Below are 26,611 nucleotides of genomic sequence, written 5' to 3' on the forward strand. Positions count from 1 at the left end.
GCTAAAAATCTACTCGGATTTTCGCCTGTCGTTATGCCGTAGTTAGTCGAAATTTAACGCTAGATTTAACTGCAACGGATTAAAATTTATCGCTCAAATTTACCGCCAAAGCCCTCGCCGTCAAATTTAAACCTCAAATTTATCAGCAAAATTCCGCCGACGCTCAAAGTCAAATTTCGCAGCGAATTTTACAGCCTAAAATCGGCTGAATTTTATCGACAAAGTCTCGAAAAATTTGCCATAAATTTAAACCTCAATCAGGCGGCTTATAGCCCTTTTCTTTGCGGCGCAGCTCCAGCTTATAGGCGTCGTTTAGCGCGTCTTCGTCGTCAAATTTCGTCCCGTCCAAAAACTTTCGCTCATCGTCAAACTGCCTGGTTTTAAGCCCCCACAGCAGCGCCGCCAGCCCGCACGCGCCAAGCAGCGTCGAGACGCCGATCATCATCGCCACGACCGCCCCGCTCATCGCTCGCTCCTAGCCCGCATCGCGTTTAGCACGACCGCGACCGAGCTTAGCGACATCGAGAGCGCAGCTACGGCGGGCGCCACGTAGCCGGCCATCGCTAACGGTATCGTCACGGCGTTATAAACGAGCGAAAAGGCCAAATTTTGCCGCACGATGCGGTAGGTCCTGCGCGCGAGCCTAACCGCAGCTGCTAGCGAGACGGGGTCATCCCTCATTAGCACGACGTCGCTTTTTGCGATACTCACGGCCGCTCCGCTACCCATGCACACAGCCACGCTTGATAGCGCGAGCGCGGCGGCGTCGTTGATCCCGTCGCCTACCATCAGCACATTTCGGCCCTGCTGCGCCAGTCTCTCTACGTAGGCGGCCTTGTCCGTGGGCAGAGCGTTTGCGACCGTTTCGTCGATGCCAAGCCCCTCTGCTACGCGCTTTGCGGCGTATTCGTTATCGCCCGTTAGCATCGCTACGCGCATTTTGGCGTTTTTTAGCGCGTCCACGCACTCTTTAGCGCCATCTTTTAGGCTCTCCTTTAGCTCAAATGCCGCCGCGATCTCCCTGTCTGCGGCAAAAAAATAGCAAGTCTCGCGTACCGCTTCGCCGTTATAAAGCCCCAGCTCGCGCATAAATTTCTCGCTCCCGCCGGCTAGATTTATACCGTCAAATTTAGCCCTTACTCCGCGCGCTGCGATATTTTCAAAGCCCTTTAACTCTAAAAGTTTTAAATCCCTAAAATTTGCGCGCAGATACTCGCCTACGGCGCGGCTAATCGGGTGATCCGAGCCGCTAACCAGCGAAAAAAGTGCACTTGCGTCAAATTTGCCCGAGTGCGTAAATTTACTAACCTTAAGCCGCCCGGACGTGAGCGTACCGGTCTTATCAAACACAGCCGTATCGCACTTGGCTAGACTTTCGATGATGCGCGCTTCTTTAAAAAGTATCCCGCGCCTAAAGCCCGCCCCAAGCGCAACGAGCGTGCTAACGGGCGTAGCAAGCCCCAGCGCGCAGGGACACGAGATCACCACGACCGAGATCGCGACGATGAGCGCGGCGGATAGCTCGCCCGTGCGCCAGAACCAAAACGCAAACGTCGCTAGCGCCAGCGCCGTGATAGCAGCCGAGAATCTCGCCGAGATAGCGTCCGCGAGTGCCTGAATCTTGGGCTTTTTGGCTGCGGCGGTTTCTAGCAAATTTATAATACGGGCTAGCACCGACTCGCTAAAGACGGCGCCGACCTCATAAACCAGCGTGCCGTCCACGCACACAGAGCCGCTTTTTATCTCGTTTTCGCCATCTTTTGCGCTAAGATACGCAGGCGCGCTCTCGCCGCTAAGGCTAGAGAGATCAAAGCTCGCCGCGCCGCTTACGACTACGCCGTCAAGTAGCACGCGCTCGCCCGCTCTCACGACCACGAGCTCGCCCGCACGCACCTCCTGCGCGCTTTTTAGGATTATTTCGTCGCCGTTTTTGACGCTAACGGAGTTTAAATTTAGCGAGTTTAGATTATCAAGCGTGTCGGCGGCTTTTTTCTTGCTCAAGATTTCCAGATATTTGCCGATAAATACGAAAGTGATTATCATCGCGACCGAGTCGAAATACACCTCGCCCTGCCTTGAAAACATCGCGTAGATCGAGAAAATGTAAGCCGCAAGCGTACCCGTGACGATGAGGCTATCCATGTTTTGCGTTTTGTTTTTTAGCGCCGTCCAAGCACCCCTAAAAAACCCGCTTCCCGTATAAAAAAGCACCGGCGTAGCGAGGATAAATTCGGCGAAATTTATGATAGAGCGCACGTCCTGGCGCATGCCGGTGAAGTAGCCGCCGTACTGCGCGACGGCCAGCCACATGATGTTCATCGTGCAAAATATCCCGACAAGCAGCCTAGCGTAAAATTCGCGCCTCTGCCCTGCTAGCCTGTGCTCCTGAGCCTGCGCGTCGTATGGGTAGGGCTCGTAGCCGATGGAGTGGATAAGAGCGAAAATTTGAGCCAAATTTATCTCGTTTTCGTCCCAGACGATGAGGGCTTTGTTATTAACCGAGTTTATATTTACCTCTAAAATTCCCTTCTGCGCAAATAAAACCTTCTCGTTTAGCCAGACGCAAGCCGAGCAATGGATACCCTCGATGATGAGCGAGATTTTACTAAAACCGTTCTCGTTTTTGACATAATTTTGATAAATAGCCGCGAGGTCCTCTTGCGACTTTTGCGCCGCGTTTTTCGCACCCCAGGCGGGATTTAGCGTAGTTTTACCAAGCCTTTCGTAAAACTCATTAAGCCCGCTTGCGTTAAGTATCTCATAAACTCCCGCGCACCCCTCACAGCAAAACAGCTCCCCGCCGCGCTCTATCAACGCCTCGCGCTCAAATTCGCCTCTGCAGTGCGCGCATTTAAATTTGCTCATCGGTTACTTTTTTCTTTCATTTTAAGATTTTTAATTATACGCAAAATTTCTAAAGCCTCGCTTGATTTTGCAAGCTTTGGCGTGAATGGGAGAGTGTCTCCAAATTTGACGGCAAATTTGACAGATTTTGCTCACACATAAACATAAATTTGATCAGACTTAGCCAAAACCCGCATCTTGAAAACGCTGGCAAATTTACGAGCGAATTTTTAACGCTCGCAAATTTTGGCCTCGAATTTTACCCATAACCGCTCTGTGGAATCTTGTAGTAATACAAATAGTGTCTTGAGCGCTGAATTTAATACTTTCGCTATCTTTTTAGCAAGCGAGCTATTATGATTATAAAAAGTATTTCGGCTAAAAATGTGCCAACCCCTTGAGCAACAACAAAGTCTCCTCGCTGTGCCCCAACCGCAAACGGGAGTAGCGCACCCAAAATAAGCGCTAAAATAATCGTCGCAGCGGCAGGCAAAAACAAATCTATGAAAAATTTTGCAATTTCGTCAAAATAACTTAGCCGCTTATAAAGCACCGCGCACACGCCACTAAAAAATATCCAAAAACCGACCAAATAAGCGATATTTAGCTGAAGCCAATCAAGCGGATCGCCCAAATCTCCGAGAGGATCGGCATCTCCTGCTGGATCATACTCCGTAAAAAGCGCAAGCTCTACCGCGCTAGTCGTAAGCCCGTAAATACTCATAAAGCAAAAACTCATCGAAAACGCACAAGTAAAAATTTTTAAAAATGCCATTTTTTTCTCACGATTAGATTAAATTTTACGCTCCAGCTTTATATTTTTAAGCCGCACGATTATAGCACATTAAAACGTCCTAGGCGCTACCGATTTGTCCCTCCCCCAACCCTCACGCAAACTCCCTATCTATCACGATGAAAATTTTATATCCAGGAAAGCTTAGCGATATCTCGCGCTCTACCTCGGCGCGCAGCTCACCTAGATTTTTCTCGGCAAAATCGACCATCACGTCAAACCTCACGCTCTTTTTCTTAGTATCGATGAAAAACGCGTGAAATCCGCGCACGCTGCTAAAGCGCGAGAGTAGATTCGTCACGCAGGCGCGGCTCCCTTCTTGACTCAAATTTACGCTATAAACGCCGAAAACCAGATAAATCCTGTAAATTTTATAAATCTCGATCTGAAGCTCGTTTAGCCTCTGCGAGACCTCGCTAAGAGGCAAATGCTAGTCTATCTCGACGCTTACTGAACCAAAGTATCGCTGCGCGCCGTAGTTGTGCAGGATTAGGTCGTATGCGCCGCGCACGATCTCGCAGCGATTTACGGCGGCGCAAATTTCGTCGCTGATCTCCTTTTCAACGCGCCGACCGATGATTTTATCGAAGGTTTCTTTTATCAAAAACGCCGTTTACGATAATAAAAAGCGAGGCCAAAGCGCCTGCGTAGCCGTCTATCTGGATATCGGCGAAGTACGATAGCGCGGCGGAGACGAGGATCACACACGATATGATCGCATCGCCCAAAGCCTCCTGCGGGGCGGCTCTAAGCGAGATAGATTTGGTCTGTTTGCCGATCTTTTGCAGTAAAATCCGAGCGCAAATTTGACGAATATCGCGCAGAACAAAAACGCCAAAAACGGCATCGTAAAGCTAGTAGGCTCCGGCGCGAAGATATTTTCGACCGAAGTTTTTAGAAACTGAAATCTCAGCATCGGCACGATAACCGAGGCGATGAGACCGCCGATATACTCGGTCCTGCCGTAGCCGTATGGGTGGGGCTTCGCCCGGCATCTTGCTAGCTAGTTTTGATCCGAAAATTGTAATGATACTTGAGCCTGCGTCGCTAAGGTTATTTACAGCGTCTGATATCAGCGCGACCGAGTTTGAAACCATAGCGATAAAGATTTTCGCTCCGGCTAAGAAAAAATTCGTAACTATACCGATAAGCGCGGTTTTATCATCGTTTTTTCACGTTTGTCGTCTTTAAAATCCGTCATTTTGAAATTTCTTTTCATTTTTGGCGAGATTATATCGCTTCTTGACATCAAAGCCAAAATTTTATAAAATGCGAGCTTTCAAAACTTCTTTTTGAAACTTAAATTTATCTACAAAATTATTCCGTAATTTTAAAGAGGACACGATGGAAAATAACGCGACCCAGCCTGCAAATTCCGCGCAGGAAAATCAAAAAACGACCAAAAAATACCCGAGTGTGCGCACTCACATCCCCGTCGACGGACACAAAATCGAAGAGCTAAGAATGCTCAGCCTAGAGGAGCTCATCGCTATCGCAAATAGCGTAGGCGTCGAGAATCCGCGCGAATTTCGCAGACAAGATTTGATATTTGAGATCCTAAAAACCCAAACAAAACAAGGCGGATTTATACTTTTTACGGGCATTTTAGAGATCACGAGCGAGGGCTACGGCTTTTTGCGCTCGGTAGACGCAAACCTCAGTGACAGCTCAAACGACGCCTACGTCTCAAACTCTCAAATTCGCAAATTTGCCCTACGCGTGGGCGATATCGTGACGGGTCAGGTGCGCGAGCCAAAAGATCAGGAAAAATACTACGCCCTGCTAAAAATCGAAGCGCTAAACTATATGCCGCTAATCGAGGCCAAAGAGCGCCCGTTATTTGACAACCTAACCCCGCTTTTCCCGACGGAAAAACTTCGCCTCGAGTACGATCCAATGAAGCTAACGGGCCGCGTGCTCGATCTCTTTACGCCTCTTGGCAAGGGTCAGCGCGGCCTAATCGTCGCCCCTCCAAGAAGCGGTAAAACCGAGCTCATGAAAGAGCTAGCCCACGGCATCGCGCGCAACCACCCCGAGTCGCATCTCATGGTACTGCTCGTGGACGAGCGTCCCGAGGAGGTCACCGACATGCAGCGCTGCGTAAAGGGCGAGGTATTTAGCTCGACGTTTGACCTACCTGCGATGAACCACGTGCGCGTCGCCGAACTCGTCATCGAAAAGGCCAAACGCCTCGTAGAAATGGGCAAGGATGTCATCATCCTGCTTGATAGCATCACCCGCTTAGCGCGCGCGTATAACACCGTAACTCCGCCAAGCGGCAAGGTGCTAACCGGCGGCGTGGATGCAAACGCCCTGCATAAACCGAAGCGCTTTTTCGGCGCGGCGCGAAACATCGAGCACGGCGGTAGCCTCACCATCATCGCCACCGCACTCATCGACACGGGCTCGCGTATGGACGAGGTAATTTTCGAGGAATTTAAAGGCACCGGCAACAGCGAGATCGTGCTAGATCGCAACATCTCCGACCGCCGTATTTACCCGGCTATCAACGTACTAAAATCAGGCACCAGAAAAGAAGAACTACTGCAAAAACCGGACGAACTGCAAAAGATCTGGGCTATCCGCTCGGCGATCGCGACGATGGACGACGTAGAGGCGCTTAAGTTTTTATACGCCAAAATGCTAAAAACCAAGGATAACAAAGAGCTGCTTTCGATCCTAAACGAGTCGTAAATTTACGCATTTTTTGACCTAAATTTACCGCCGCTTAATCTTACGCGCGAGTCGTTTCGGCTCGCCGACCTACTTTAAAACGCTCTAAATTTTATAAATTTACAAACCGTCTCCGCTTAAATTTACGTCAGTAGCGGCGACTATTTAAACGCCCAAATTTAACGCGGCCTTTCAAATTTGCTTTTAGCTTTTGTTGTCCGTCGCTTCTCACATCTTACGCTAAATTTACGAGATTAACCGCTTTATGCACGCTTTGCTTTTTTATTTAAATTTTACTGCGCTACCGAGCACGCCGCCCCCTCTTCTATCGCTGCGACGGATTTGCAAATTTTACCGCCCAGCGCCTTTAAAGAATTCCTCTATCATTTTTTGATTACATACGTCTAAATACTTCTCTCTGCCGCTATCGCAAAAATCCGTACTCCCGGGATTGCCGCCATATGCCCTTATAATTTCACCCGCTATCCCCTGGTATCCAACGCTCATATATACGTTATCTGCTAGAATTTTACCGGTATATCTATCTTTGATCACGGCACCGTAGTCAAAATCAATATATAACATATCTGTCAATACATTAGGCTTTATGTCGGGCTTTAGTTCTATGACGGCATACGGATATTTTATTACGAGCTCGACAGACGCTATCTCATCTTCATTGATTTCTTTGCGAGCTATACATTTGTCTTTGTAAATTTGCTTGAGATCTTTCATATTGTATTTTATGTAGCTTAATATTTTAGACGGTTTTATATCTATCGTCGAGGCATTTCTATCATCAAGTAACGATTTTATCTCTATGATTATTTTATCCTCGCTTTCATGATTTGATTGCAGTTGATTAAAAAATATATTTAATTCTTCATATGTTATCGGGATACTCTTTAAAAAGCCTCTTGTGCTTAACTTGGCTGATAAAAAGCACTCTTGTGCGGTATAGTCATCCAGATAAATTCTAAAATATTTACCGTTCGTGGCGGGATTTTTACTTTTTTCTTTGTAGTCTATAAAATTTACGTAGCCGTTTATCAAAGATATGAAATTCGCATCGGTCGTATTTGCAGGGAAATTTAGCCAATCGGTTGGATCTATCAAAGGAAAAGCGCTTCTATTCCATTCGACTATTTCTCTTTCTCCGGCATAATATGCTCTGATAGCGGGCTTTTCGTGGACACTTATCTTGGCATATTTAAAATCATAATAGGCCATAACGACTCGAAGTAGGATAAAGTCACTAAAGAAAACCATAAACCAAACAAAAAGCCAAAGCAGCTTGCGTTTACCCTTGAGGGCGATTAAAGCGACAAAGAAGCTTACGATTAGAAAAATGAGTGCGATTAGAAGTGCTGCGGCGTCGTGCATATCGTCAAATCTCCAAAATTTCAGGCTCTCCAAACAGTCGCTTGGCTTCTTTTAAAACCGCTTGATTTTTTGCGGCTTTTGGGTCGGTTTGCAGTTTGGCGGTCAAATTTTGCGCAGGATTTTGACTGCTCAAATTTGCCTCGTTTGAGGACGAGTCGTCAAAATTTGCTTCGTCCTGGAGCTTGTCGCCGCTTAATTTTGCCGCATCAAAAGGCGCGCCGTTTCGCGAGACGAAATCCGCTAAAGCGCCCTGTGTACTCGTTTTAACCAAGCTGCCAAATACATTATCACCGTTTTGCCGAGGTTCTAAATTTTGCCTTGCGGCGGCGCTTGCCGGCTCGCTCGCGTCTTGCTCAAAGGGTGCGGCGATACCCTCATAGTCCGCCGCCTCGCTAAACATCTCGCTCACGCCATCAGAATCAAAGGGCGGCTCGCCGAAGCTAGCCGTTTGCGGCGCGCTGTTTTGGTTAAATTTAGCAGCGCCGCTTGGTTTTTGCTCCGTTTTCGCGGCGTTTTGGCTCTCGAGCAGCCTTAGTTCGTCGTCTAAAAACGCCAGATCCGCTCCCGTAGCGACGCCTTCATCGGTCTTAAATTTCAGCGAATACGCCTCATGAAAATCGTGCGTGTCGTCGCGCATACTCTCAAAATCAGGCGCAAATTTAGGCTCGGCAGGCTGAACTAAACCCGCCTGCGTTTGCGAGTTTTGCGTCAAATTTGCCGCGTTTTCGTTTAAATTTAAGGGCTCGGTTTTGCCCATAGGCGAGTCGCTATTAGTTTGTTCGCTTAGAGCCGAGTCGTTTGCCGTTTGCGCTTGCGTTTGCTGCGTCAAATTTTCCGTTTGCTCGTCCTGCTCGCCGCCTTCAAATTTAGCGTCTAAATTTTGCACCAAGGGCGTAGCCGTCCTCTCCTCGCTACCGCCTGCAAACAAATTTCCAGTCAAATTTGAGGGCTCTTGCGCTTGGGCGTTTTGATTTAAATTTTCCACCGAGCCGCCCGCGTCAAATTTGGCGCTCTCTAGGCCTGAAACAGTTTCGTTGCCCTCAAATTTGTCCGCACTGCCGCGCTCATCGTCTAAATTTGCAGTACTTTTTGCCGTCAAATTTGCCGCCGCGTCCTTTTGCTCTGCGCCCACTATTTCGGGGCTTTGCTTGGGAGTTATCTTTATCTTTGCGCTCTCGCCGAAAAGACTGCGCAAAATCTGCAAAATCACCTTCGAGCTCTCGCGAAGCCGCCTCTGATCATCGCCAGCCGCACTCGAGGCCAAACTCATGCAGCCGCTTGAGAAATCCAAAAACTCGATGCAGTCTTTAAAGCACTCGCCAAGATCAAAGCTGCGGTCGTAAATTTTGGCCAAAAACGCCTCGTAAGCCGGATTTTGAGTTTTTGCGGCGCTGGTTTGGCCGCCCGGCTCTTGAGGCGTCTGGGCGCTCAAATTTGCCGAGCCGGTTAGAGTCTGAGCGCTCAAATTTTGCTCCAAAGCCGCGCCGTTTTGCGAGGCGAGTTTGGCAGCGTTTACTCCCGTCAAATTTGATCCGTCCGCAGAGGCTGAAATTTGACCCGTCTGCGCAGGAGCCCTAAACCTAGCCGCTTCGCTTCGTCCGCCCGTGAAATTTGACGCCGCACGAGAAGCGCTAAAATCAGCCGCGCGCGCCTGCGAATCCGCAAATTTTTCCCTCGCGTCCACGGCTATCATCTCGTCGATCGATTTTAGATTTATCGCCTCGATCATCATAAAAAGCATCACGCCAAGCACGAATCCGCCGTCGCTGCTGACGCTTAGCATCGAGCGCGCCTGCGAGAGGATCCTAAAAAATCTCTCGTATAAAAGCAGCGAGTATTTCGGACTCTGCGCAAGGAAATTCGCCTTGAGATTGGCCGTTATCTCGTCTATCACCATCTCGGCGTCGTAGCTCTCCAGCTGCGCTACCGCCGCGCTCACGGCCGATTTGTCGCCACTCATAACGAGCGCCAAGATCTCCTCTATGCGCTGCGGATCAAGCAGCCCCAGCATCTGCGCGACGACGCTTTGCGTGAGCTCGCCCTTGGCGTAGATGATAGCCTGATCTAGCAACGTGAGAGTGTCGCGCAGCGAGCCCGCGCCGCTGCGAGCGAGGATCTCGAGGGCCTCTTTTTCGTGCGGGACGTTTTCGCGGTTTAGGATAAAGTCAAGATGTGCGACGACGTCCGGGCGCGAGATCTGGCGAAATCTAAAATGCTGCGTGCGCGATAGCACGGTGGCCGGGAGCTTGAGCGGATCGGTCGTGGCCAGGATAAATTTGACGTAGGGCGGCGGCTCCTCGAGTGTCTTTAGCAGTGCGTTAAACGCGGGCGTGGAGAGCATATGCACCTCGTCGATGATGAAAATCTTAAAGCGAGCGATCGCCGGAGCGTACTTGGTCTGCTCGATGAGCCCCTTTATATCGTCGATACCGCGGTGGCTAGCCGCGTCCATCTCGATGATGTCGATGTGGCGCCCTTCGTTTGCGGCTATGCAGTTGGCGCACTGCTCGCAGGGCCGGCTAGTCGGTCCGTGATCGCAAACCAGCGCCTTTGAAAATATCCTCGCGCTCGAGGTTTTGCCGCTGCCGCGAAGCCCCGAAAAAAGGTAGGCGTGGGTGAGGCGGCTCTCGTCCAGAGCGTGCGTGAGGCTGGTGCTGACGGCCTCCTGGCCTACGAGCTCGCTAAAATTTCGCGGTCTATATCTAAGCGCTAATGCTTGCAACACGGATTTTTCCTTAAATTTAAGATGTGATATTCTACTTTTTTTTGGATAAAAATTTAATATATTGCGGCTCGGGGCGGCGCGAAACGAGTGCCCCATAAAGACGGTAAAGCGACGTTTGGCGATAAATTTGTCGCGAGAGTAGAGCCTACCGCAAAAGGCGGCGGCGCAAAACGAGTTATTTAGAGAGGCGGCGAAACGGGCGAGCTTTTGTCTAAAAATTTGCCGCGATAGCGAGTTTGCCGCGGATGACGATAGGGTGAGATGGCCTTGGCGATCAAGACGAAAAGCGCGGCTCTGGCGGTAAATTTAACGTGCGCCAAAGCGATGCCGTGTTTTGTCAAACGGCGGCAAATTTGACGTAAATAACCGCAAATTCGGTGCGACTATGCGGCAAAATTTGAGCAGTTTGCAAGGCAAGCGGTAACAGATGCGAGTCGAACGATTTGACGGGCTGACGCGAAGTTAAATTTGTATCATCGGCAAGTCGGCGCAAAGCGATAAATTCGCAGCCACGCTCCGTGCAACGCACGGTAGGTCGTCGCATTTTGTCGCTCACGACTTATGCGGCGGTAAATTTGACGTAAATAGGGCGCAAAATAGCCGCTCGGCGAGGCGATGAGGCGGATAAATTTGAGGATATGGCGCGTCCGGGATTTGCGGCGGAGTTTGGCGAGGCCGGTTAAATAGCGGCGAAACAAATCTTTTAGCAAGACGGCAAAGACGACTATTTTTACCGCCAAGCTCGGTTTGCGGCAGGGTAGATAAAAACATACCGTCAAATTTAGCCGCTCATAAATTCACCCGTTTGGCAAAATTTGATATAATCGCGCGGAAATTGAAAATCAAATAAGGAGAAAAATGAGAAAAGTTATATTGAGCGCGCTTGTTTTAGCGTTTGGATTTTTGGCTGCGGGATGCGAGAGGAACGACTATCAGCACCCGATGTATCGCTCAACGAAAAATAAATAACCTCAAATCAGGCGGGTAACCGCCGCCTCAAATTTATCTCCGCCGCAAATGCCAAATTTTACTATTTTGCTTACTTTAAACGCCGATTTATTGCGCTTCGCCGCTTTGTAAAATTTGACGTTTGCGCGGCCCATTTTAAAATTTAACATCCTCGCAAACCTCTTTTATCTTGTCGTCCACGGATTTTATTACGGTCGTATATATATTTATGTCGTATTTGTCCAAGTCTTCTTTGTTTTTCACCAGCCAGTCCCTAGTTTGTATGTAATCTTTTAAGTATTCGTTTTTATCCGTTTGGCAAAAGCCGTCTATATTTGCGTATCTATTTGTCAGTATTTGCCAGTATAAAATTTGGCTTGCTATCGCGTGAATTCTTTCGTTTTCAAAGTATTCCGCCGTCTCCGCTTTGCGAGTTTTGTCGTAAATTTCGGGATATTTTGAAGAGTAAAGCGCGTTCATATATTTTATATATTCGCGCAGTTTTATGAGTCTTTCGTGCTGTTTGACGTTTTGCGATATTTTTTCTTTCTATACTTACCGACGTTTGCCCATTTTTATTTTCTATATCAGACCAGTTCACGAGTACGTTTTTTGCAAATATAACTGACGAGTTGTTAAAGGCGGCATACCTAATCTCTTGAAACATCTTGTCTTTGGCTTCGTATTTGATCATATTTTCTATGGTTTCCCAGGCTTTTTCGTTTATTTTTTTGACTTCGTCCATATTGTATTTCATATATAGATAAATGCGGTCAGATGCGATATACATCATCAACCTAAAAACATACCAGTCCGCGTATTTTTCCGCATCGTCGCCGGGTAGATTTTCTTTCCATCTTTTTATGAAATAATCCTGCAAGGCAAGCACAGGCTGAACGATAAAGCTTTTTTCATCGACAAAGGGGAGTTTGGTTAGAAAATTGCCGTATACCATCATAAAATTTGCGCCTATTAGCCACTCTTTTGCTTTCTTGTATGGCTGACCTTCGTATAGCCACTCGCTCCTTTGGTTTATGTACATCAGGGCGTGGCCTACGACGAAGGCGATCAAGGCTATCAAAAGTAGTTTTTTGAGGGGTTTGTTTTGATTCGGCCATTTTTCATTCATTTTTAATCCTGCGAGGTTGTTGCTGATATTTTACATATTACACCCTTAAATATTTTTAAAATTTAATTTAAACATATTGGATTTATTTACTCTATAGTTGCGGCGGTTTTGTAAATTCGGCGTCAGGTTTTTGCAGTGCGGGTTTTGCGAGAAAAGTGCGGCAAATTTGTTGATCTACGGATAAATTTAACGGTAAAATTCCGGGCAAATAAAGCGGTTTAAAATTTGACGACGCAGACGCCAAATTCGGCAAATCCCGAAAAACGCAAACAAAATTTGGCAAGACAAAATAAGAAATTTAACGAAAAAAGCGGCAAATTTTAGCGCGCGAAACAGGCTGAATTTGAGCTAAATTTATTTACTCAAATTCGACCCGGACGCCAAGCTCTAAATTTGCCGCCTAAAAGCAATCAAAAACGGCGTATAGCACTCCAAACTAAAATCAACTACAAATCCCCGAACAGCGCCTTTAGATCCTTCGCGTTTTCATTCTTGCTCTCGCCCTTCGTGCCTAGTTCGTTTAGCTCGATCTCATAGCCCGTTAGCATGCTAGCTAGCCTGATGTTTATGCCGCTTTTGCCGATAGCTTTGCTCTTTTGCTCGCTCGCCAGGCTTACGACGGCCTTGTTTTCATCGGTGATCTTGACCGAGCTGATGATTGCGGGTGACATCGCGCGGGTGATGAGGATCGCAGGCTCTGCGGAATACTCGATCGCATCGATATTTTCGCCGCTTAGCTCGTTTGTGACGGCGTTGATGCGCACGCCCTTGGTACCCACAGTTGCTCCCACGGGATCGACGTTGGGCGATGTTGCCACTAGCGCTACTTTAGCGCGTTCGCCGGGGATTCTCGCACTGGCGGCGATCAGCACGAGGCCGTCTTTGATCTCGGGCACTTCGGCTTTTAGCAAGGCTTCGAGGAATTTTGGCGACGTGCGGCTTAGCTCCACCTTGATACCCATCGATTTGTCGATATAGACGCTTTTGATGACGGCTTTTACGACATCGCCCGGTTTAAATTTCTCGCCTTTTATGCGGTTTTTGCGCGACATCACGGCTCGCAGCTCGTCTATCTCGATGAAGGTGTTTTCCTCGCTATCCACTCGCGTGACCGAGCCAAAGACCATTTGACCGATCATCTCTTGATATTTCTGAAAGATCTTCTCCTCCATTAGGCGCTGGATATGGTACTCAAGCTCCTTGTGAAGCGTTTGCGCGGCGGTGCGGCCGAGGTTGTCGGTAGATAGCTCGTAGGTTAGCTCGTCGCCGATCTCTACGCCCGCATCCACTTTTTTAGCTTCGCTTACGCCCAGAAAGTGCTCGTTGTCTTCGGCCAGTCTCTCGTCGCCGTCCTCTACGACGGTGATTTTTTGATACAAATGCAAGGACTTGGTCGAGCTGTCTATGACGGCGTCGTATTCGTAGTTTTCGCCGTAAATTTTCTTTGCGGTGTTGATAATAGCTCTTATGACGCGCTCTTTTACGTCCTCTATTTCAAGCCCTTTTTCGTTTGCGATAGACTCTATGATATCCGCTATTCTTTCCATATTATTTTTGCTCCGTTATTTAAATTTGGGGGAATTTTTGAGTTAGAGGAGCATTATACAAGCTTTATACTTTTAAGAAGTTTAATGCGTTTTTTAAGATGTTTTTGCTATATTCACAGATTAAATTAAAGATTTCAAAGGATTAAAAAATGGAGCTAAAACTAGCTAGAACGCAACTTGACGCCAAACCAAAAACAATCTCTCTTGAAAAAATCGAAGCGGCTTTCACAAAAGATCCACAACAAATTTTCTATTTCGACAGAGAAAATAGCCACAAACAACTCATCGCCCTGGTCGAATTTTTCGAAGAAAAAGGCCTGAGCGTCTATCACAGGACCGTTCGCTACGGCCTCAACGAAAACGACTATATGTACGAGGTTCATATCCTTTGAGCGCTGCGCAAAAAAAGCTCTTTATCCAAACGCTAGGATGTGCTATGAACGTCCGCGATAGCGAGCACATCATCGCCGAACTCTCGCAAAAAGAGGACTACGAGCTAACGGGAAATATCGCCGATGCCGACCTCATCCTCATCAACACCTGCTCGGTGCGCGAAAAGCCCGTGCATAAACTTTTTAGCGAGGTCGGCGCCTTTGAAAAAGCCAAAAAAAATGGCGCTAAAATCGGCGTTTGTGGCTGCACGGCAAGCCACTTGGGAGATGAAATTTTCAAACGAGCGCCTTACGTGGATTTCGTACTCGGAGCGCGAAACGTCAGTAAAATTTCCACTGCGGTTAAGACGCCTAAATTTATCAGCACCGACATAAATCATGACGAGAGCGAGTACGCATTCGGCGAATTTCGCGGCTCGCCGTATAAAAGCCACATAAATATCTCGATCGGTTGCGATAAAAAATGCACATACTGCATCGTCCCTCACACCAGAGGCGACGAGATATCGATCCCCGCAAATTTGATCCTGCGCGAAGTAAAAAAGGCCGCCGAGAGTGGAGCGAAGGAGATTTTCTTGCTCGGGCAAAACGTAAACAACTACGGCAAGAGATTTTCAGGCGCGCACGAGAAGATCGATTTTAGCGACCTACTCGTAAAGATCAGCGAGATAAAGGGCGTCGAGCGCATACGATTTACCAGCCCGCATCCGCTTCATATGGATGATAAATTTTTAGAAATCTTTAGTCAAAATCCCAAAATTTGTAAATCCATGCACATGCCGCTTCAAAGCGGAAACACCAAAGTCCTGCGCGAGATGAAGCGCGGATATACCAAAGAGTGGTTTTTAGATAGGGCCGCTAAACTGCGTGCGATGTGCCCGGAGGTTAGCATTTCAACCGACATCATCGTAGCGTTTCCCGGAGAGAGCGACGAGGAGTTTGAGGACACGATGGACGTGCTGGAAAAGGTGCGCTTCGAACAAATTTTTAGCTTTAAGTATTCGCCTCGTCCGCTTACGAAGGCAGCGGAATTTACCAATCAAATCCCCGACAGCCTCGCAAGCGCTCGCCTAACCCGCCTACAAAGCCGTCACAACGAGATTTTAGACGAAATCGTCGCGGCGCAAAAGAGTAAAATTTTTGACGTATATTTCGAGGAGCTTCGCGCAAACGGCGGCGTTGCCGGCAGGAGCTTTAACAACTTCCTCGTTCAAGTCGCAGGTAGCGAAGAGCTGCTGGGCAAGACGCTAAAAGTGCGCGTGAACGATCCAAAGAGAATGGTGCTTTACGGTGAGCTTGTGGGCTAAATTTAAACGAAGCGTTTTTATAAATTTAGCCCCGCGCATCATCTATTTTTTTATTTGGATTATATTTCTAACCTGCAAAAAGAGCTTTTCTAAGACAAATTTGACAAACGAGCCCTGCGTCGTGCTGTTTTGGCACGGCAGGCTGGCGCTGATGAGCTTTGCCTACGTGCACTGGTGGACAAACGGCCAAAATCCGCAAAGACGCGCCAAAGTAATGATAAGCGACCACAAAGACGGCGAGATCATCGCGCGCGTGATTTCGTTTTTCAGTATCGACGCGATCAGAGGCAGCAGCTCAAAAGGCGCGGTAAAGGCCCTCGCGCAAAGCTTCAGAGAGCTAAAAAGCGGCATCGACGTCATCATCACCCCAGACGGTCCGCGCGGCCCCTATCACAGCGTCGCCGACGGCGCGGTAGTCATCGCGCAAAAGCAAAATGCGCCGATACAAATTTTAAACTACGAAGCGAGTAAATTTTGGCAGCTAAAAAGCTGGGACAAGATGATAATCCCAAAGCCTTTTAGCAAGATCTCTTACACGCTCTCGCCGCCTTTTAGCGTGACGGATATGGCGCTAGAAGCCGCAAGGGGGCTGATAAAAAAGGAGATGGAAAATGAGCTCTAAAGTCGTAGTTTTATCTATCGGAGCGCTTTTGGCGGCTCTTTTTATCTCGTTTGTCACCCTTAGCCCTTCCTACAAAAACGCGCTCAAGGCTAAATTTTACTACGAAACGGGCGACTACGAAACCGCTTATAAGCTCTCAAAATCGGCATATAATAAAGACATCTACAACAAACTCGCCCACACCGTAATGGTGCAAAGCGAAATCTCGCAAAAATACGCCCTCTACATCGCCCGCTCAAACGACTATCTAGAAAAGATCCAAAAAATCAGCAAATCAGGCAAGGTAAGCAAAGCGAATTTAGACAAAATACGTATGATGTGCGACATCGCCGTGAGCGACTACGACCTGCTTAAGCCCTCAAATTTGACCGACCCCGATTTGCAAAAAGAAGCCAAAATGATAAGAGATAAATTTTTAACCTTGCAAAAAGAGCTGTTTTAATTGAACTTAATAGCTTTTTGGGTATGATAACGCATTGCAATTTTAGGAGAAATCTTTGCTGATACGTCGTTTTTTTAGCGTTTTATATCTTAGCGCCGTTATCGAGTCTAAAAAATGCCTATTTTACGGTGAGGCGTATAAGGGCGCAAAACTTCTTAAAACGATAAAAATAGAATTTGATCTAGATGAGCAAGGCGTCATCTCCAAAAAAGCGGAAGAGTATCTAAAAAATCTACAAAAAGAGTATAAATGGGTTTATGTTTCGCTCTTTTTCGATGCTCTCGGTCAAGGTGTTTTTGAGGCTAGAAATGCCGAGCATCTCGAAAAACTAGGCATCAAAACAAAAGAAATAAGCTGCATAAATCCCGCTAAAAATTGGCTCGTCTACGCAAAGCTTTCGGACGTAAAAGCCGCTGAAGAAAAATTCGACGATACGGATATCGACGTGCTTTATTCGCCTATCGTACTCATACAAAAAGAGATAGAAAAGCAAAATTTACCCACCGCAAACACCCTTTTTATCTACTCCTGCAAAGAAATTTTCGCCATCTGCATCACTTCGGACGATGGCGCGAAATACGCCACCGTTTGTAAGACGGACGAATACGACGCTAGCGAAAACACTGAATTCGACAAAGAAAACAGTGACGAGATAGACGATTTTATCACCGATGTGGACGATAGCTTTAACAACCTTGACGGACTAGAAGATCTAGAAGATATGCTAAAAACCAGCGGCAACGAGGAGGAGTTTGCAGACCTCGACTACGATATAAATATGCCCGAATCCACTGACGTAACTGCGTCCGTGTCGATATTTGGACACGATATGAGTATGTATCGCCATATCTCGCTCGCGATTAAAGAATTTTACACAAATCCGCTTTACGAGGGTGATTTTATCGAAAATGTCGTGATCTTTGACGCTATGGAGAGAACGAGCGCTACTTTTTTACACTATTTGCAAAACGAGCTTTTGGTAAAGACCGCAGTTTATCCCGTCGATACGCTAAAAACGATGACGGAACTGATGAAAAAAGAGTTGGAAAATGACTAGTTACAGTTTCATAAAACCTCAGAAAAAACCGATCTTTAGTCTATTTAGCAAAATTTGGATGCTCTTTATCTCTACGGTCGTGTTACTTTTCGCCGCAGTAAATTTATTTGTCGAGCTTAAGAGCGGTTCGTTACGAAACGAAACACAAATTTCCAAACAAAAGCAAGATCAAATAAAAGAGCAGATCAAACAGACCGACGAACTTACCGCGCTTTTAAAACAAAGAAGAGATAGTGCGAACGAGATACTGGCCTCAAACGCCGTTTTAAAGCAAAGCGTGCGCAATCTACTCGATCTCGTGCCTTCAAGCATTACGCTAAACGAGATCGCGATGGATAAAAACTCACTCGTCGTAAAAGGCACTACGCCTAGCCGAGATGTTTATAATATGCTGCTCGCCACGCCGCTAAAGTCGATTTTTAACACATCAAACACCTCTTTTTATCAGCTGGATAGCGGCTGGTTAAATTTCATCAGCACAAACAAAACCGACAGCTTAGAGGGTAAAAATGAGTAAAGACAGAAGCCTGCAAAATATCGACGTTACCAAACTACTCATATATGTGCTACTTTTCATCGTTGCTTGCCTAGTGATGATATTTGGCTTTTTGGTGCCGAACATAAAAGAATACAAGCAAGTCAAATACGAAAGCCGCATGCAAATCGCCGCAAGCGCGCAAACGCAAAGGATCTACGATGCTAAATCAAAGGCCCTAAACGAGATCAATCAAAATGATAAAGCCGTGCTAGACGCGCTTGAAAATAAATTTGACGCGGATAAATTTGCGCAGTTTGCCTCGAAATACTTCACAAACGTAAATCTAAGCGAGCCAAAAGAGGCTGCAAAAAATGGCGAAATCTCGGTCTATGAGCTAACGGTGAGGGGCTCGATGAAGACGCCCGCTAAATTTTACGAGTTTATGGACGCGCTTCAAAGCTACGAAAATATCGTAAAAATCGACCTTCCGATCAAAATGCGCAAAGAGGCTGAGAAGATCGACGCGACGTTTGGCGTCAAAATTTACAGCTTAAGATAAATCAAAATTTTTAATCTCCGCTTTTTGCATAATCCTTAAAATTTTAAATAAGGATAAAAAATGATAAAATTTAATAATGCTGCCGCTTCGGCGACTGCGATTTTAAGAGATTATCTTAGCGGAGCGGCAAATTTTTCGCTTCTAGGAAAGTCACAAAATCGGAGCTAGCGAAACTTACGCCGGCCGATTTTAAAAACGTGCGCGCAAATTTGCTAAATTTAGGCTTTAAAAGCGAGTTTATCGACAAAAATGCCGCCGAGCTATCAGAAATATTGCGCAGCATCCTAGCCGCCCAAGCACCTAGCGCCAAAAGACTGCCCCATCGCTGCCTACATCAGCGAAAACGACGCCGCGCGCGAGCTAATCGCAAAGGCAAAAGAGCTGCTAAAAAAAGAAATTTATCAAAACGAATGGCTTGAAATTTACGATAAACCGGGCGGCTTTAACAGGACGCACCTTGCCAGAAAACAGCGCCAGTTCTACTCGTCGATGCTCGAAAACAAGGGCTTTAACCGCCTGTCACGCTTTATGTGGGTTTGACAACAAGGTCCGCGGCGGTATAGCCGCAGCGCGCGAGCTGCTAGACGGCGATAAGGCGGACGAGTTTATCGCCGCTTGGCACGAGATCTACGAAAATCTACTCGACTTGCTAGCACTTGAGGATGCGGCGCTCTATCCGACCTCTTTGAGGCTAATCAGCGAGGAGGAGTTTTGCGCGATGAGGCGCGGCAATGATGAGATCGGATATTTTCTCGTCGAAAAGCCGAGTAAATTTATCCGTTAAATTTGAGTGTCGACGGCGGCTCGGACTCAAATTTAAAGGTCGCAAATTTGCCGAGTAAATCAAATTTGAGCGCGATAAATTTATAAAACGGCGATTTAAACGAAGCAAATTTATCCGATCAAAACGTCGGCTCGGCGGACGCGAGCCGGCACGGTTCGGGCGGCTTTGGAGTAAATTTTAGCGCAGCGACAAATGCGGCAAACGATCAAAATTTGCGGGGCAACGCGCAAAATACCTATGCAAATTTAACCGCTGGCTCGCACGATTTTAGCGCCACTTCGGGCTCGAATTTAAACTCGGCGGTGAAATTTGCAGGCTCGCCGCAGGCTCAAAACGGCGCAAATTTAACCGCTCACTTGCAGCCGTCCGCCAAAAATTCGGCAAATTTGACGAGCGAACAAAATTAAACGCTTTGAGTTTTGCCGATTTAAAATCTCCTACCGATCGCAGGATCGTCGCGGCTCGGCCGTCGGAGCGTCAAATTTTGAGGCAAAGGCGGCAAATTTCGGCCGGTCAAATTTAAATCAGACACCTGCCAACGCCGACAAAAACGGCGGGGCAAATTTGAGCTCTGCGGCGAATTTTAGCACGCAAAACGCCTCAAATTTAAGCGCGGTAAATTTTGATCCGAATTTCCTAATCAAGCTTGCGAATTTGGTGGCAAAATACGGCCTAAACGAGCGAAAAACTGCGCAAAACAAAGTCCTGGACGTCGCCACAGGCAAGCTCACGATGGAGCAGATCAACCTCATTTTTGCCATATGCCCGTCGATCTCTCTTTCGTCGATGAGAGCGAGATCGTGAAATTTTACACCGACACGAAGCGCCGCGTATTTCCGCTAAGTGCCGGCGTCATCGGGCGCGACGTGAAAAACTGTCACTCGTGCGAGAGCGTAGCTAGCGTGCCGGAGATCATCGACGCCTTTCGCAGAGCAAGCGTGACGAGACCAACTTTTGGCTGGAGCTTCTCGGCAAATTTATCTATATTACTACTCCGCCGTGCGTGATGAAAACGGCGTATTTAAGGGCGTGCTCGAGATGACGCAAGATATCACGCGCATCCGCAGCCTAGAGGGCAAACGCACGCTGGTGACGTGGGACGATCTAAAGAAAAATACGGGGAGTGATAGTTTATAACTCATAAATTTACTTAAACTTAGTAGCCCTTGGATACTAAGTTTAAGATATTGCAAATCAATTTTTGCTTGTATCTTAAATATCTATAAGCTCATCATCATATCTACTTTTATATATGCTAATTTTTATTTTTTCATTCTTTAGAAGCCCTTTTAAGGCATACGATAAGTCCTCTATATTTCTAGGTATATTATTACCTCTATCACAATCAAAAACAACAGGCAAAAATCCTCTTCCTATCGCCACTCGTTCTATGTTTATTTTTATAAATTTGCCATCTCCATTGGTCGCGCCGTTGTCCGTATCGTGTGATTCTAATATGGTCCTCCATTCGTGTTCATACCCCCCATATCTCATCTTTTCTAGTTAATATTTCGATTATTTCGCTATTTTTAGGCAAGTTTTTGATATTTTCTATTAGTTTTGGTTCGTAGCCGTATTTTACGTCATATGTTTTACTCATCTCGTTTTCATCTAGAGTAAAATCTATCCTAAAACCTATATGGTTATTAGCATAATGCGCCCACATAAGAAGCTCTTTCTTAGAATCTTTTCTAAATTTTTTACTAAAACAACAAATAAATCTTTTTTCTTTTTCACTTTTAATATTTTCTAACGCTTTGACGATATCTTTTTCTTCGCCACTTTTGGAAAATAAGAAATTAAACCAACCTTCCCTGACATCGTTAAATTTTAAAAAATTAGAAGCATAGAGTCTATTATTTTTTAGGCTCAAGATAAGTTAAGCGGATTTTCTCTTATCATCTTTAGTAAAATATGATAGAAAGTTTTTGTATCTTTACTGTTATTATATCTAAATTCGCATTCCTTTAAATGAAGCAAGAAATTCTCTTTCTTAATGCCTTTAAATTTAGATAATCTGTGTTTAGCATATCCCCAGAAGTTTTCTATACCGTTTATATGATTTTTACCGTTAGCAAATTCATTCTTTGAATGTTTTACTCTATAATGAGCTTTGGCTCCGTAATCCACTAATCCATCATAAGCCTTCCAGCAATCAGAATATATAGTAGAGCTATCAAGCTCGCTATATTGCGATAATATAGGTATTAACTCACTAGCAGAGCAGTTTTTGACTATTTGAGTATAAACTTTGCCGTCTCTTTTAAGCATACCGAACACTGGAGTTTTATTTGCTGCTCCTCTACCTCTCTTACCTCTTACTCTTTTAGATCCGAAGTAGCTTTCGTCAATCTCTATCTCACCGCTAAACTTGCTAATTTTTTCACACTCGCTAGCCATTAAAATTCTGATATTTTTTAGAATTTTGTTGATGGAAATTCTAGAAATCCCGGTTAAATTTGCTATTTTAGTAGCCTCTATATCCTCTGTAAAATACTTGAGAATTTCTCTAAATTTCTTCTCTGAAATTCGGAAACGGACTATATACTTATTTTTCATCGACAGGATCATAGTTAAAAACTCCTTTGAAAGTTTTTAACTTATCTTGAGCCTATTTTTTAATATATCCCTTAAATATTTATTGTCGTCAGAATAAAACGAACAAACAAAATCAGAGCTATCGTCTATTTCACCGTTATAAATAAACGGCCTAAATTTTGAAAATACTTTCTTTTTTCCTGCTGTTTGCGACATACTTGTAATTCCTTATTAATATATTATCTAATGCTTGAAACGATATCATATTTTAAATATTTTTTGAATTAATTTTTAGCAGATTTACATTGATTTTATATATTAAAGATTTTATAGCGTTTAGGGTATTGCAAAATCGCGTTGCGACAACTTGAGTCAAGCCTCTATTTTTCAGTTCGGTTTATTTCGCGTAAAAAATTTTCTATCAAAACCCGCCTTTGCTCCACGCCGTCGCTCTCGCTAATGCCCTCTAGCTCGCTTGCGTGATGGGCTCTAGGCGGTATGTCTTTGAGATACGACCAGACCTCGTCCTCGCTTAAAATTTTGCCGTGCAGATCAAAGCCTACGTTTAGCGCTCTGCCGACGATCGGTGCGATGTTTGCGTGCAGGTGGCCGTAGAGCATCAGCGCGCCCTTGTGACAGCCGCCCCACTCGCTCATCGGGTAATGCGACAGCGCCGCGCTTACCCGAAAGAGCCGTACGAAGGCGTAATCCGCGATCTGCTCAAACATGAAATTGCCGTCTGCCTTGCGCCAGCTCAGCAGCTCGTTTTTTCTTGCGACGATTTGCTCGTCGTGGTTGCCGAGCACCAAAAAATGTCGCCCGTTTAGCCTACGCAAGATCTCGTAGGTACGCGCAAAATCCTTGTGAAACGACACATCGCCCAGGTCGTAAACGACGTCCTCGGGCGTAATAAGTGCGTTCCAAACGGCGATGAGATTTTCATCCATCTCAGCCGCGTTCGCACCTTTTCTAAAATTCGGATATTTTTTCAACATCAGCTCGTGGCCGAAGTGCAGATCGGAGGTAAAATAAACGCTCATAAAAGCTCCTCAAATAGCGCAATATCCGTGCCAGAAGCAAATAAAAATCCGCGGTTTATCGGCGGGACGGCGAGCTGTCTGCATGCTTCTTTAAATTTCTTTTCCATCGCTGGCTTAGCGTAAGGTGTCACAAAGATAAATTTTTCACCCGCACCCACGGCTACCTTGCCGCCTAGCACGCAGTCAGCGCCGTTTTCTAGGCAGCGCACGCATTCGTTTCGCTGCGCCGAGCTTAGCACGAGCCCTAGTCGCTTGCACGCCTGATCGACGCCGCGAAGCTCGCTCGGGCCGCGTTTTACGAGATAAATTTTTGCCGCGGGATTAGAAATTTCGGGAGTTAAATTTAACGCGTCAGCCGCCAAAAACTCAAAGCTCTTTTTTACGCCGCTAAAGTATTCGTCCAAAAACGGCTCGCTAAATTTTGCGCGAATAAAGCCGCGTTTAAACCGCTCCGTTAAATTCGTCTCGTCGGTGAAGTATTTTAGATTTCGCTCACGCAAAAACCGCTCCAGTTCGCACTTTCGCACGCCTAGAAGCGGGCGAGCGATCACGTAGTCCTCGCGGGCTTCGAGCTCCTGCATGCCTAGCAGCTCGCTAAGCCCTGCACCGCGCCCAAGCTGCATCAAAAACCACTCGAATTTATCGTCAAACTGATGCGCCAAGATCAAATTTTCATATCCATGCTCGCGGCAAATCTCGGAAAAAAACTCGTATCTGGCCGCGCGCGCCTCGTGTTCGAAATTTGACGCGCCAAGACACACGCTTTTTACGTAGATTTGTTTGTTAAATTTAAGCGCGAGCTGTCTTGCCGAGGTGATCTCGTCTTTGCTTTGCGCACGGACATTATAGTCCACGATTGCAAGATCAAATTTCACGCCCGCCTCGTCCAGAAGATAAAAAAGCGCCGTACTATCGACGCCGTGAGAAAAGGCAAGCAGATTTTGCCCAGATTTTAGCGTCTCGAGCGTCTTTAAACTAAGCGCCGGAGCGTTCATTTCGCGCCTTTTACGGCGATTTTGGCCGCTTTTGGTATGGATGCAGCGGATAAATTTAGGCTAGTCAGCGTTGAAGCGAGGCTCGTTTTGAAAGGTGCGGTGACGCGGCTAAAAAAGACCGTCCAAAAGCCACAAGCCTTCATCTTACGCCTTTGCCGTGATCTTGCCTAGCGCCTGGCTGCCCGCTACCTGCGTGATCTCGCACCAGTAGCGACCGCCGGTTTCTAGCTGCTCGATGTCGCTTTCGTTGATCAAAATTTCGCCGTCGATGTCCTTATCCCACAGCGCCTTTTTCGCGGCGTAAAACATCTCGCCCTCGCTGCTTTCGCCCTCGAGCGAAACGATAAATTTCTTGCCCAGTTCTCGCGCAAAGCTCGCCTCGATCGCGGCGCGAGTGATCTTTTCTATTTTGCTTAGGCGCTTTGAGATGATTTTGGCGGGCACCTGCTCCATCTCATACGAGAGCGTGTCCTCCTCTTTCGAATATGCAAACGCCGAAACGCGGTCAAATTTAAACTCCTGCAAAAACGCGCAAAGCTCGTCAAATTCGGCTTCGCTCTCGCCCGGGTGTCCGACGATAACGCCCGTTCGCAAAAATGCATTAGGTGCCTTTTTCATCAAATTTAAAAGCTCTTTGATCCGCGCCGCGCCGCTTCCGCGCCTCATGATTTTTAGCATTTTATCGCTTGCGTGTTGGATCGGCATATCAAAGTAGTTCGCAAACACCGGCGAGGCGATGATACGCTCGATTAATGCATTTGAGGTCGTGCTCGGATAAAGATAAAGTATGCGCGCGGTTTTGACGCCCTCGATCTTCTCGACCGCATCGATGAGCGAGATGAGCCCGTCGCTAACAGCGTGATCGCGCATATACGAGCTGCTGTCCTGCGAGAGGAAGCTAAAGTCGTAGTAGCCCTTTTTTACGAGTTTTTGCACCTCGCCTACGATGTTTTCCAGCGAGCGGGATTTTAGCTTGCCCTTAAAAGTCGGGATCGCGCAAAAGCTGCATTTTTGATTACAGCCTTCCGAAATTTTGATATAGGCGTGGTAGTTTGAGCCCGTTATCACGCGCTCCTCGTTTGCTTGCAAGTAGGTGTCCGGGCTAAATAAATTTTGCTTTTTTAGGATGATTTCATCGATCTTATCGTAGTCTCCGACGCCGGTAAAAAGATCGACCTCGGGCAGCTCCTTCATCAGCTCCTCGCGGTATCGCTGCATTAGGCAGCCCGTTACTACGAGCAGAGAGCCTTTTTTACGCGCTTCGTGCATATCCAGGATCGCGCGGATGCTTTCTTCTTTGGCCGAGTTTATAAAACCGCAGGTATTTACGATGATGACGTCGGCGCGCGCGACCTCGGGCGTGATCTCGTAGTTTTGCAGGCGTCCGAGCATGATCTCGGAGTCCACTAGATTTTTGTTACAGCCTAAGGATACTAAGTGAAGTTTGCCCATCCTATACCCACAGATTGTCTATTAGACGCGTTTTGCCGACATACGCGGCGACCAGGATTATCGTGTTGTTCGGCTCTATTAGCGAGATTTCGTTTAAATTTCTATCCGTGATCGCGACGTAGTCCACGCGTAAAGGCTCTAAGGTTTGCAGCATCTCGCCTTTTATCGTTTGCGCGTTTAGCTCGCCAGCAGCGATCAAATTTGAGGCTTTTTTAAGCGAATGCGAAAGCTTAAGCGCCTCTAGCTTTTGCCCCTCGTCCAGATAAGCGTTTCGCGAGCTAAGCGCCAAACCACCCTTCTCACGAACGATCTCGCAAGGGATAATCTCTAAATTTAAAAAGCAGGTCTTGACGAAGTTGCGCACGATGAGTAGCTGCTGCGCGTCCTTTTTGCCCATATAGACGCGCTTTGCGTTTGTGAGATGAAAGAGCTTGTTTAGCACGCGAAGCACGCCGTCAAAGTGCCCGGGGCGAGTCTTGCCCTCGAGCACGCTTGCTAAATTTTCAGGCGCGCTGATTAACGGCTCGGTATCAAAATACAGCTCCCCAGCCTCGGGCGCAAACATCGCATGCACGCCCAGCTCTTCGCAAATTTTAGCGTCGTTTTGCTCGTTTTTCGGATAGCTCTCAAAGTCCTCGCCCGCTAAAAACTGCGTCGGATTTACGAAAGTAGAAACGATCGCGGTTTTGTTCTGCGCAACGCACTTTTCTATGAGGCTTGCATGTCCGCTATGAAGCGCGCCCATAGTGGGCACGAAGCCGATATTTTCGGGATTTGCCGCGACGAAATCTCGCAGCTGTTTTATTGTTTTTAAAATTTGCATTTTTTCTTCTTTATGTTTAATTTTAACGCGCGATTATAGCAAATTTTATCTTTACTCTTACAAATATGTTATAATCACGC

The 26,611-nt window shown here is 46.7% G+C and carries 33 protein-coding genes and 1 pseudogene; 13 read left to right on the forward strand and 21 right to left on the reverse strand.

The window, feature by feature from the left end:
- Positions 1-253: 253 nt before the first annotated feature.
- From ccoS to CRECT_RS12880, 7 genes and pseudogenes are all read right to left on the reverse strand, one after another.
- Positions 254-466 (reverse strand): cbb3-type cytochrome oxidase assembly protein CcoS, encoded by a 213-nt coding sequence (ccoS, locus tag CRECT_RS08755; RefSeq protein ID WP_002945433.1) that lies wholly within the window; start codon positions 464-466, stop codon positions 254-256.
- Positions 463-2,865, reverse strand: coding sequence for a heavy metal translocating P-type ATPase (locus CRECT_RS08760; protein ID WP_002945457.1), 2,403 nt, complete (start codon positions 2,863-2,865; stop codon positions 463-465). The genes ccoS and CRECT_RS08760 overlap by 4 nt, the downstream gene beginning before the upstream one ends.
- A 310-nt stretch (positions 2,866-3,175) precedes the next feature.
- Positions 3,176-3,619 (reverse strand): hypothetical protein, encoded by a 444-nt coding sequence (locus CRECT_RS08765; protein WP_002945485.1) that lies wholly within the window; start codon positions 3,617-3,619, stop codon positions 3,176-3,178.
- Positions 3,620-3,731: 112 nt separating this feature from the next.
- Positions 3,732-4,064 (reverse strand): hypothetical protein, encoded by a 333-nt coding sequence (locus CRECT_RS12730; RefSeq protein WP_039888500.1) that lies wholly within the window; start codon positions 4,062-4,064, stop codon positions 3,732-3,734.
- 3 nt (positions 4,065-4,067) lie between these two features.
- Complete coding sequence (locus CRECT_RS12735; RefSeq protein WP_227932266.1) at positions 4,068-4,241, reverse strand: hypothetical protein; 174 nt, start codon at positions 4,239-4,241, stop codon at positions 4,068-4,070.
- Positions 4,219-4,559 (reverse strand): annotated as a pseudogene (locus CRECT_RS12740) (cation transporter). Before CRECT_RS12740 ends, CRECT_RS12735 begins: the two are co-directional and overlap by 23 nt.
- A complete protein-coding gene (locus CRECT_RS12880) occupies positions 4,492-4,734 on the reverse strand; it encodes a cation efflux transmembrane domain-containing protein (RefSeq protein ID WP_250645223.1) in 243 nt (80 codons plus the stop codon). Before CRECT_RS12880 ends, CRECT_RS12740 begins: the two are co-directional and overlap by 68 nt.
- Before the next feature lie 247 nt (positions 4,735-4,981).
- Between CRECT_RS12880 and rho the strand changes: the two genes are divergently transcribed.
- Complete coding sequence (rho, locus tag CRECT_RS08775; RefSeq protein ID WP_002945468.1) at positions 4,982-6,331, forward strand: transcription termination factor Rho; 1,350 nt, start codon at positions 4,982-4,984, stop codon at positions 6,329-6,331.
- A gap of 330 nt (positions 6,332-6,661) precedes the next feature.
- Here rho and CRECT_RS08780 read toward each other — a convergent pair whose 3' ends face one another.
- The 6 genes from CRECT_RS08780 to nusA all read right to left on the reverse strand — a co-directional run bounded on the left by CRECT_RS08780 (position 6,662) and on the right by nusA (position 14,042).
- Positions 6,662-7,726: a hypothetical protein gene (locus CRECT_RS08780; protein WP_002945454.1), complete on the reverse strand. Its 1,065-nt coding sequence runs from the start codon at positions 7,724-7,726 to the stop codon at positions 6,662-6,664.
- Positions 7,698-10,415: a DNA polymerase III subunit gamma/tau gene (locus CRECT_RS08785; protein ID WP_227932363.1), complete on the reverse strand. Its 2,718-nt coding sequence runs from the start codon at positions 10,413-10,415 to the stop codon at positions 7,698-7,700. Before CRECT_RS08785 ends, CRECT_RS08780 begins: the two co-directional genes overlap by 29 nt.
- 974 nt (positions 10,416-11,389) lie before the next feature.
- Positions 11,390-11,536 (reverse strand): hypothetical protein, encoded by a 147-nt coding sequence (locus tag CRECT_RS08790; RefSeq protein ID WP_002945489.1) that lies wholly within the window; start codon positions 11,534-11,536, stop codon positions 11,390-11,392.
- Complete coding sequence (locus CRECT_RS08795; protein WP_039888497.1) at positions 11,523-11,846, reverse strand: hypothetical protein; 324 nt, start codon at positions 11,844-11,846, stop codon at positions 11,523-11,525. The genes CRECT_RS08790 and CRECT_RS08795 overlap by 14 nt, the downstream gene beginning before the upstream one ends.
- Positions 11,770-12,495 (reverse strand): hypothetical protein, encoded by a 726-nt coding sequence (locus tag CRECT_RS08800; RefSeq protein WP_002945428.1) that lies wholly within the window; start codon positions 12,493-12,495, stop codon positions 11,770-11,772. Before CRECT_RS08800 ends, CRECT_RS08795 begins: the two co-directional genes overlap by 77 nt.
- Before the next feature lie 446 nt (positions 12,496-12,941).
- Complete coding sequence (nusA, locus tag CRECT_RS08805; protein WP_002945431.1) at positions 12,942-14,042, reverse strand: transcription termination factor NusA; 1,101 nt, start codon at positions 14,040-14,042, stop codon at positions 12,942-12,944.
- Between the two features lie 149 nt (positions 14,043-14,191).
- Here nusA and CRECT_RS08810 point away from each other — a divergent pair, with 149 nt between their 5' ends.
- The 12 genes from CRECT_RS08810 (at position 14,192) to CRECT_RS12345 (ending at position 20,820) form a co-directional block, all read left to right on the forward strand.
- The gene (locus tag CRECT_RS08810; RefSeq protein ID WP_002945446.1) at positions 14,192-14,434 is read left to right on the forward strand and encodes an HP0268 family nuclease; all 243 of its coding nucleotides are present in this window, start codon (positions 14,192-14,194) and stop codon (positions 14,432-14,434) included.
- Positions 14,431-15,741 carry a tRNA (N6-isopentenyl adenosine(37)-C2)-methylthiotransferase MiaB gene (gene miaB, locus CRECT_RS08815; RefSeq protein WP_002945459.1) on the forward strand — a complete coding sequence of 437 codons (1,311 nt, stop codon included), beginning with the start codon at positions 14,431-14,433 and terminating at the stop codon, positions 15,739-15,741. The genes CRECT_RS08810 and miaB overlap by 4 nt, the downstream gene beginning before the upstream one ends.
- Positions 15,731-16,363: a lysophospholipid acyltransferase family protein gene (locus tag CRECT_RS08820; protein WP_002945481.1), complete on the forward strand. Its 633-nt coding sequence runs from the start codon at positions 15,731-15,733 to the stop codon at positions 16,361-16,363. Before miaB ends, CRECT_RS08820 begins: the two co-directional genes overlap by 11 nt.
- Positions 16,353-16,805: a hypothetical protein gene (locus CRECT_RS08825; RefSeq protein WP_002945437.1), complete on the forward strand. Its 453-nt coding sequence runs from the start codon at positions 16,353-16,355 to the stop codon at positions 16,803-16,805. The genes CRECT_RS08820 and CRECT_RS08825 overlap by 11 nt, the downstream gene beginning before the upstream one ends.
- Positions 16,806-16,860: 55 nt before the next feature.
- Positions 16,861-17,862 (forward strand): DUF8341 domain-containing protein, encoded by a 1,002-nt coding sequence (locus CRECT_RS08830; RefSeq protein WP_002945466.1) that lies wholly within the window; start codon positions 16,861-16,863, stop codon positions 17,860-17,862.
- On the forward strand, positions 17,855-18,379 hold the full coding sequence (locus CRECT_RS08835; protein ID WP_002945439.1) for a PilN family protein: 525 nt from the start codon (positions 17,855-17,857) through the stop codon (positions 18,377-18,379). Before CRECT_RS08830 ends, CRECT_RS08835 begins: the two co-directional genes overlap by 8 nt.
- Positions 18,372-18,899, forward strand: coding sequence for a hypothetical protein (locus CRECT_RS08840; RefSeq protein ID WP_002945488.1), 528 nt, complete (start codon positions 18,372-18,374; stop codon positions 18,897-18,899). The genes CRECT_RS08835 and CRECT_RS08840 overlap by 8 nt, the downstream gene beginning before the upstream one ends.
- Positions 18,900-19,314: 415 nt before the next feature.
- Positions 19,315-19,683 (forward strand): hypothetical protein, encoded by a 369-nt coding sequence (locus CRECT_RS08845; RefSeq protein ID WP_171992714.1) that lies wholly within the window; start codon positions 19,315-19,317, stop codon positions 19,681-19,683.
- A 212-nt stretch (positions 19,684-19,895) separates the two neighbouring features.
- On the forward strand, positions 19,896-20,090 hold the full coding sequence (locus tag CRECT_RS08850; RefSeq protein ID WP_002945487.1) for a hypothetical protein: 195 nt from the start codon (positions 19,896-19,898) through the stop codon (positions 20,088-20,090).
- A gap of 157 nt (positions 20,091-20,247) precedes the next feature.
- Positions 20,248-20,487 (forward strand): hypothetical protein, encoded by a 240-nt coding sequence (locus CRECT_RS12335; protein ID WP_198400775.1) that lies wholly within the window; start codon positions 20,248-20,250, stop codon positions 20,485-20,487.
- Complete coding sequence (locus CRECT_RS12340; RefSeq protein WP_232501125.1) at positions 20,484-20,690, forward strand: PAS domain-containing protein; 207 nt, start codon at positions 20,484-20,486, stop codon at positions 20,688-20,690. Before CRECT_RS12335 ends, CRECT_RS12340 begins: the two co-directional genes overlap by 4 nt.
- Positions 20,683-20,820, forward strand: a complete 138-nt coding sequence (locus tag CRECT_RS12345) for a hypothetical protein (RefSeq protein ID WP_198400773.1) — start codon at positions 20,683-20,685, stop codon at positions 20,818-20,820. Before CRECT_RS12340 ends, CRECT_RS12345 begins: the two co-directional genes overlap by 8 nt.
- Before the next feature lie 75 nt (positions 20,821-20,895).
- On the opposite strand, the gene CRECT_RS12350 is transcribed toward CRECT_RS12345, so the two are convergent.
- The 8 genes from CRECT_RS12350 to panC form a co-directional block, all read right to left on the reverse strand.
- Positions 20,896-21,177, reverse strand: a complete 282-nt coding sequence (locus CRECT_RS12350; protein WP_002945471.1) for a hypothetical protein — start codon at positions 21,175-21,177, stop codon at positions 20,896-20,898.
- Complete coding sequence (locus CRECT_RS08860; protein ID WP_171992715.1) at positions 21,158-21,349, reverse strand: DUF2971 domain-containing protein; 192 nt, start codon at positions 21,347-21,349, stop codon at positions 21,158-21,160. Before CRECT_RS08860 ends, CRECT_RS12350 begins: the two co-directional genes overlap by 20 nt.
- Positions 21,350-21,552: 203 nt before the next feature.
- The gene (locus tag CRECT_RS08865) at positions 21,553-22,254 is read right to left on the reverse strand and encodes an IS1595 family transposase (protein ID WP_039888879.1); all 702 of its coding nucleotides are present in this window, start codon (positions 22,252-22,254) and stop codon (positions 21,553-21,555) included.
- 347 nt (positions 22,255-22,601) lie between these two features.
- Positions 22,602-23,261, reverse strand: coding sequence for a metallophosphoesterase (locus CRECT_RS08870; protein ID WP_004318415.1), 660 nt, complete (start codon positions 23,259-23,261; stop codon positions 22,602-22,604).
- Entirely contained in the window at positions 23,258-24,256 is a 999-nt protein-coding gene (gene tilS, locus CRECT_RS08875; RefSeq protein WP_004318566.1) for a tRNA lysidine(34) synthetase TilS, read from the reverse strand. Before tilS ends, CRECT_RS08870 begins: the two co-directional genes overlap by 4 nt.
- Entirely contained in the window at positions 24,253-24,399 is a 147-nt protein-coding gene (locus CRECT_RS08880; RefSeq protein WP_157752361.1) for a hypothetical protein, read from the reverse strand. The genes tilS and CRECT_RS08880 overlap by 4 nt, the downstream gene beginning before the upstream one ends.
- 1 nt (position 24,400) lies before the next feature.
- Positions 24,401-25,708: a 30S ribosomal protein S12 methylthiotransferase RimO gene (rimO, locus tag CRECT_RS08885; RefSeq protein WP_039887851.1), complete on the reverse strand. Its 1,308-nt coding sequence runs from the start codon at positions 25,706-25,708 to the stop codon at positions 24,401-24,403.
- A gap of 1 nt (position 25,709) precedes the next feature.
- Complete coding sequence (panC, locus tag CRECT_RS08890; protein WP_004318265.1) at positions 25,710-26,531, reverse strand: pantoate--beta-alanine ligase; 822 nt, start codon at positions 26,529-26,531, stop codon at positions 25,710-25,712.
- Positions 26,532-26,611 lie beyond the last annotated feature (80 nt).

The organism is Campylobacter rectus (assembly GCF_004803795.1).
Lineage (GTDB): Bacteria > Campylobacterota > Campylobacteria > Campylobacterales > Campylobacteraceae > Campylobacter_A > Campylobacter_A rectus.

Excerpts from the sequence above, each read along its gene's own strand:
- panC (WP_004318265.1), bottom strand. The coding sequence starts at position 26,531 with ATGCAAATTTTAAAAACAATAAAACAGCTGCGAGATTTCGTCGCGGCA.
- CRECT_RS08795 (WP_039888497.1), bottom strand. The coding sequence starts at position 11,846 with ATGAACGCGCTTTACTCTTCAAAATATCCCGAAATTTACGACAAAACT.
- CRECT_RS08870 (WP_004318415.1), bottom strand. The coding sequence starts at position 23,261 with ATGAGCGTTTATTTTACCTCCGATCTGCACTTCGGCCACGAGCTGATG.
- CRECT_RS08825 (WP_002945437.1), top strand. The coding sequence starts at position 16,353 with ATGAGCTCTAAAGTCGTAGTTTTATCTATCGGAGCGCTTTTGGCGGCT.
- nusA (WP_002945431.1), bottom strand. The coding sequence starts at position 14,042 with ATGGAAAGAATAGCGGATATCATAGAGTCTATCGCAAACGAAAAAGGG.
- CRECT_RS08865 (WP_039888879.1), bottom strand. The coding sequence starts at position 22,254 with ATGATCCTGTCGATGAAAAATAAGTATATAGTCCGTTTCCGAATTTCA.
- rho (WP_002945468.1), top strand. The coding sequence starts at position 4,982 with ATGGAAAATAACGCGACCCAGCCTGCAAATTCCGCGCAGGAAAATCAA.
- CRECT_RS12350 (WP_002945471.1), bottom strand. The coding sequence starts at position 21,177 with ATGAGATATGGGGGGTATGAACACGAATGGAGGACCATATTAGAATCA.
- CRECT_RS08810 (WP_002945446.1), top strand. The coding sequence starts at position 14,192 with ATGGAGCTAAAACTAGCTAGAACGCAACTTGACGCCAAACCAAAAACA.
- CRECT_RS08760 (WP_002945457.1), bottom strand. The coding sequence starts at position 2,865 with ATGAGCAAATTTAAATGCGCGCACTGCAGAGGCGAATTTGAGCGCGAG.
- CRECT_RS08840 (WP_002945488.1), top strand. The coding sequence starts at position 18,372 with ATGAGTAAAGACAGAAGCCTGCAAAATATCGACGTTACCAAACTACTC.
- CRECT_RS08880 (WP_157752361.1), bottom strand. The coding sequence starts at position 24,399 with ATGAAGGCTTGTGGCTTTTGGACGGTCTTTTTTAGCCGCGTCACCGCA.
- CRECT_RS08860 (WP_171992715.1), bottom strand. The coding sequence starts at position 21,349 with ATGTGGGCGCATTATGCTAATAACCATATAGGTTTTAGGATAGATTTT.
- CRECT_RS08800 (WP_002945428.1), bottom strand. The coding sequence starts at position 12,495 with ATGAATGAAAAATGGCCGAATCAAAACAAACCCCTCAAAAAACTACTT.
- CRECT_RS08835 (WP_002945439.1), top strand. The coding sequence starts at position 17,855 with ATGACTAGTTACAGTTTCATAAAACCTCAGAAAAAACCGATCTTTAGT.
- CRECT_RS08790 (WP_002945489.1), bottom strand. The coding sequence starts at position 11,536 with ATGTTAAATTTTAAAATGGGCCGCGCAAACGTCAAATTTTACAAAGCG.
- ccoS (WP_002945433.1), bottom strand. The coding sequence starts at position 466 with ATGAGCGGGGCGGTCGTGGCGATGATGATCGGCGTCTCGACGCTGCTT.
- tilS (WP_004318566.1), bottom strand. The coding sequence starts at position 24,256 with ATGAACGCTCCGGCGCTTAGTTTAAAGACGCTCGAGACGCTAAAATCT.
- CRECT_RS12880 (WP_250645223.1), bottom strand. The coding sequence starts at position 4,734 with ATGGTTTCAAACTCGGTCGCGCTGATATCAGACGCTGTAAATAACCTT.
- CRECT_RS08765 (WP_002945485.1), bottom strand. The coding sequence starts at position 3,619 with ATGGCATTTTTAAAAATTTTTACTTGTGCGTTTTCGATGAGTTTTTGC.
- rimO (WP_039887851.1), bottom strand. The coding sequence starts at position 25,708 with ATGGGCAAACTTCACTTAGTATCCTTAGGCTGTAACAAAAATCTAGTG.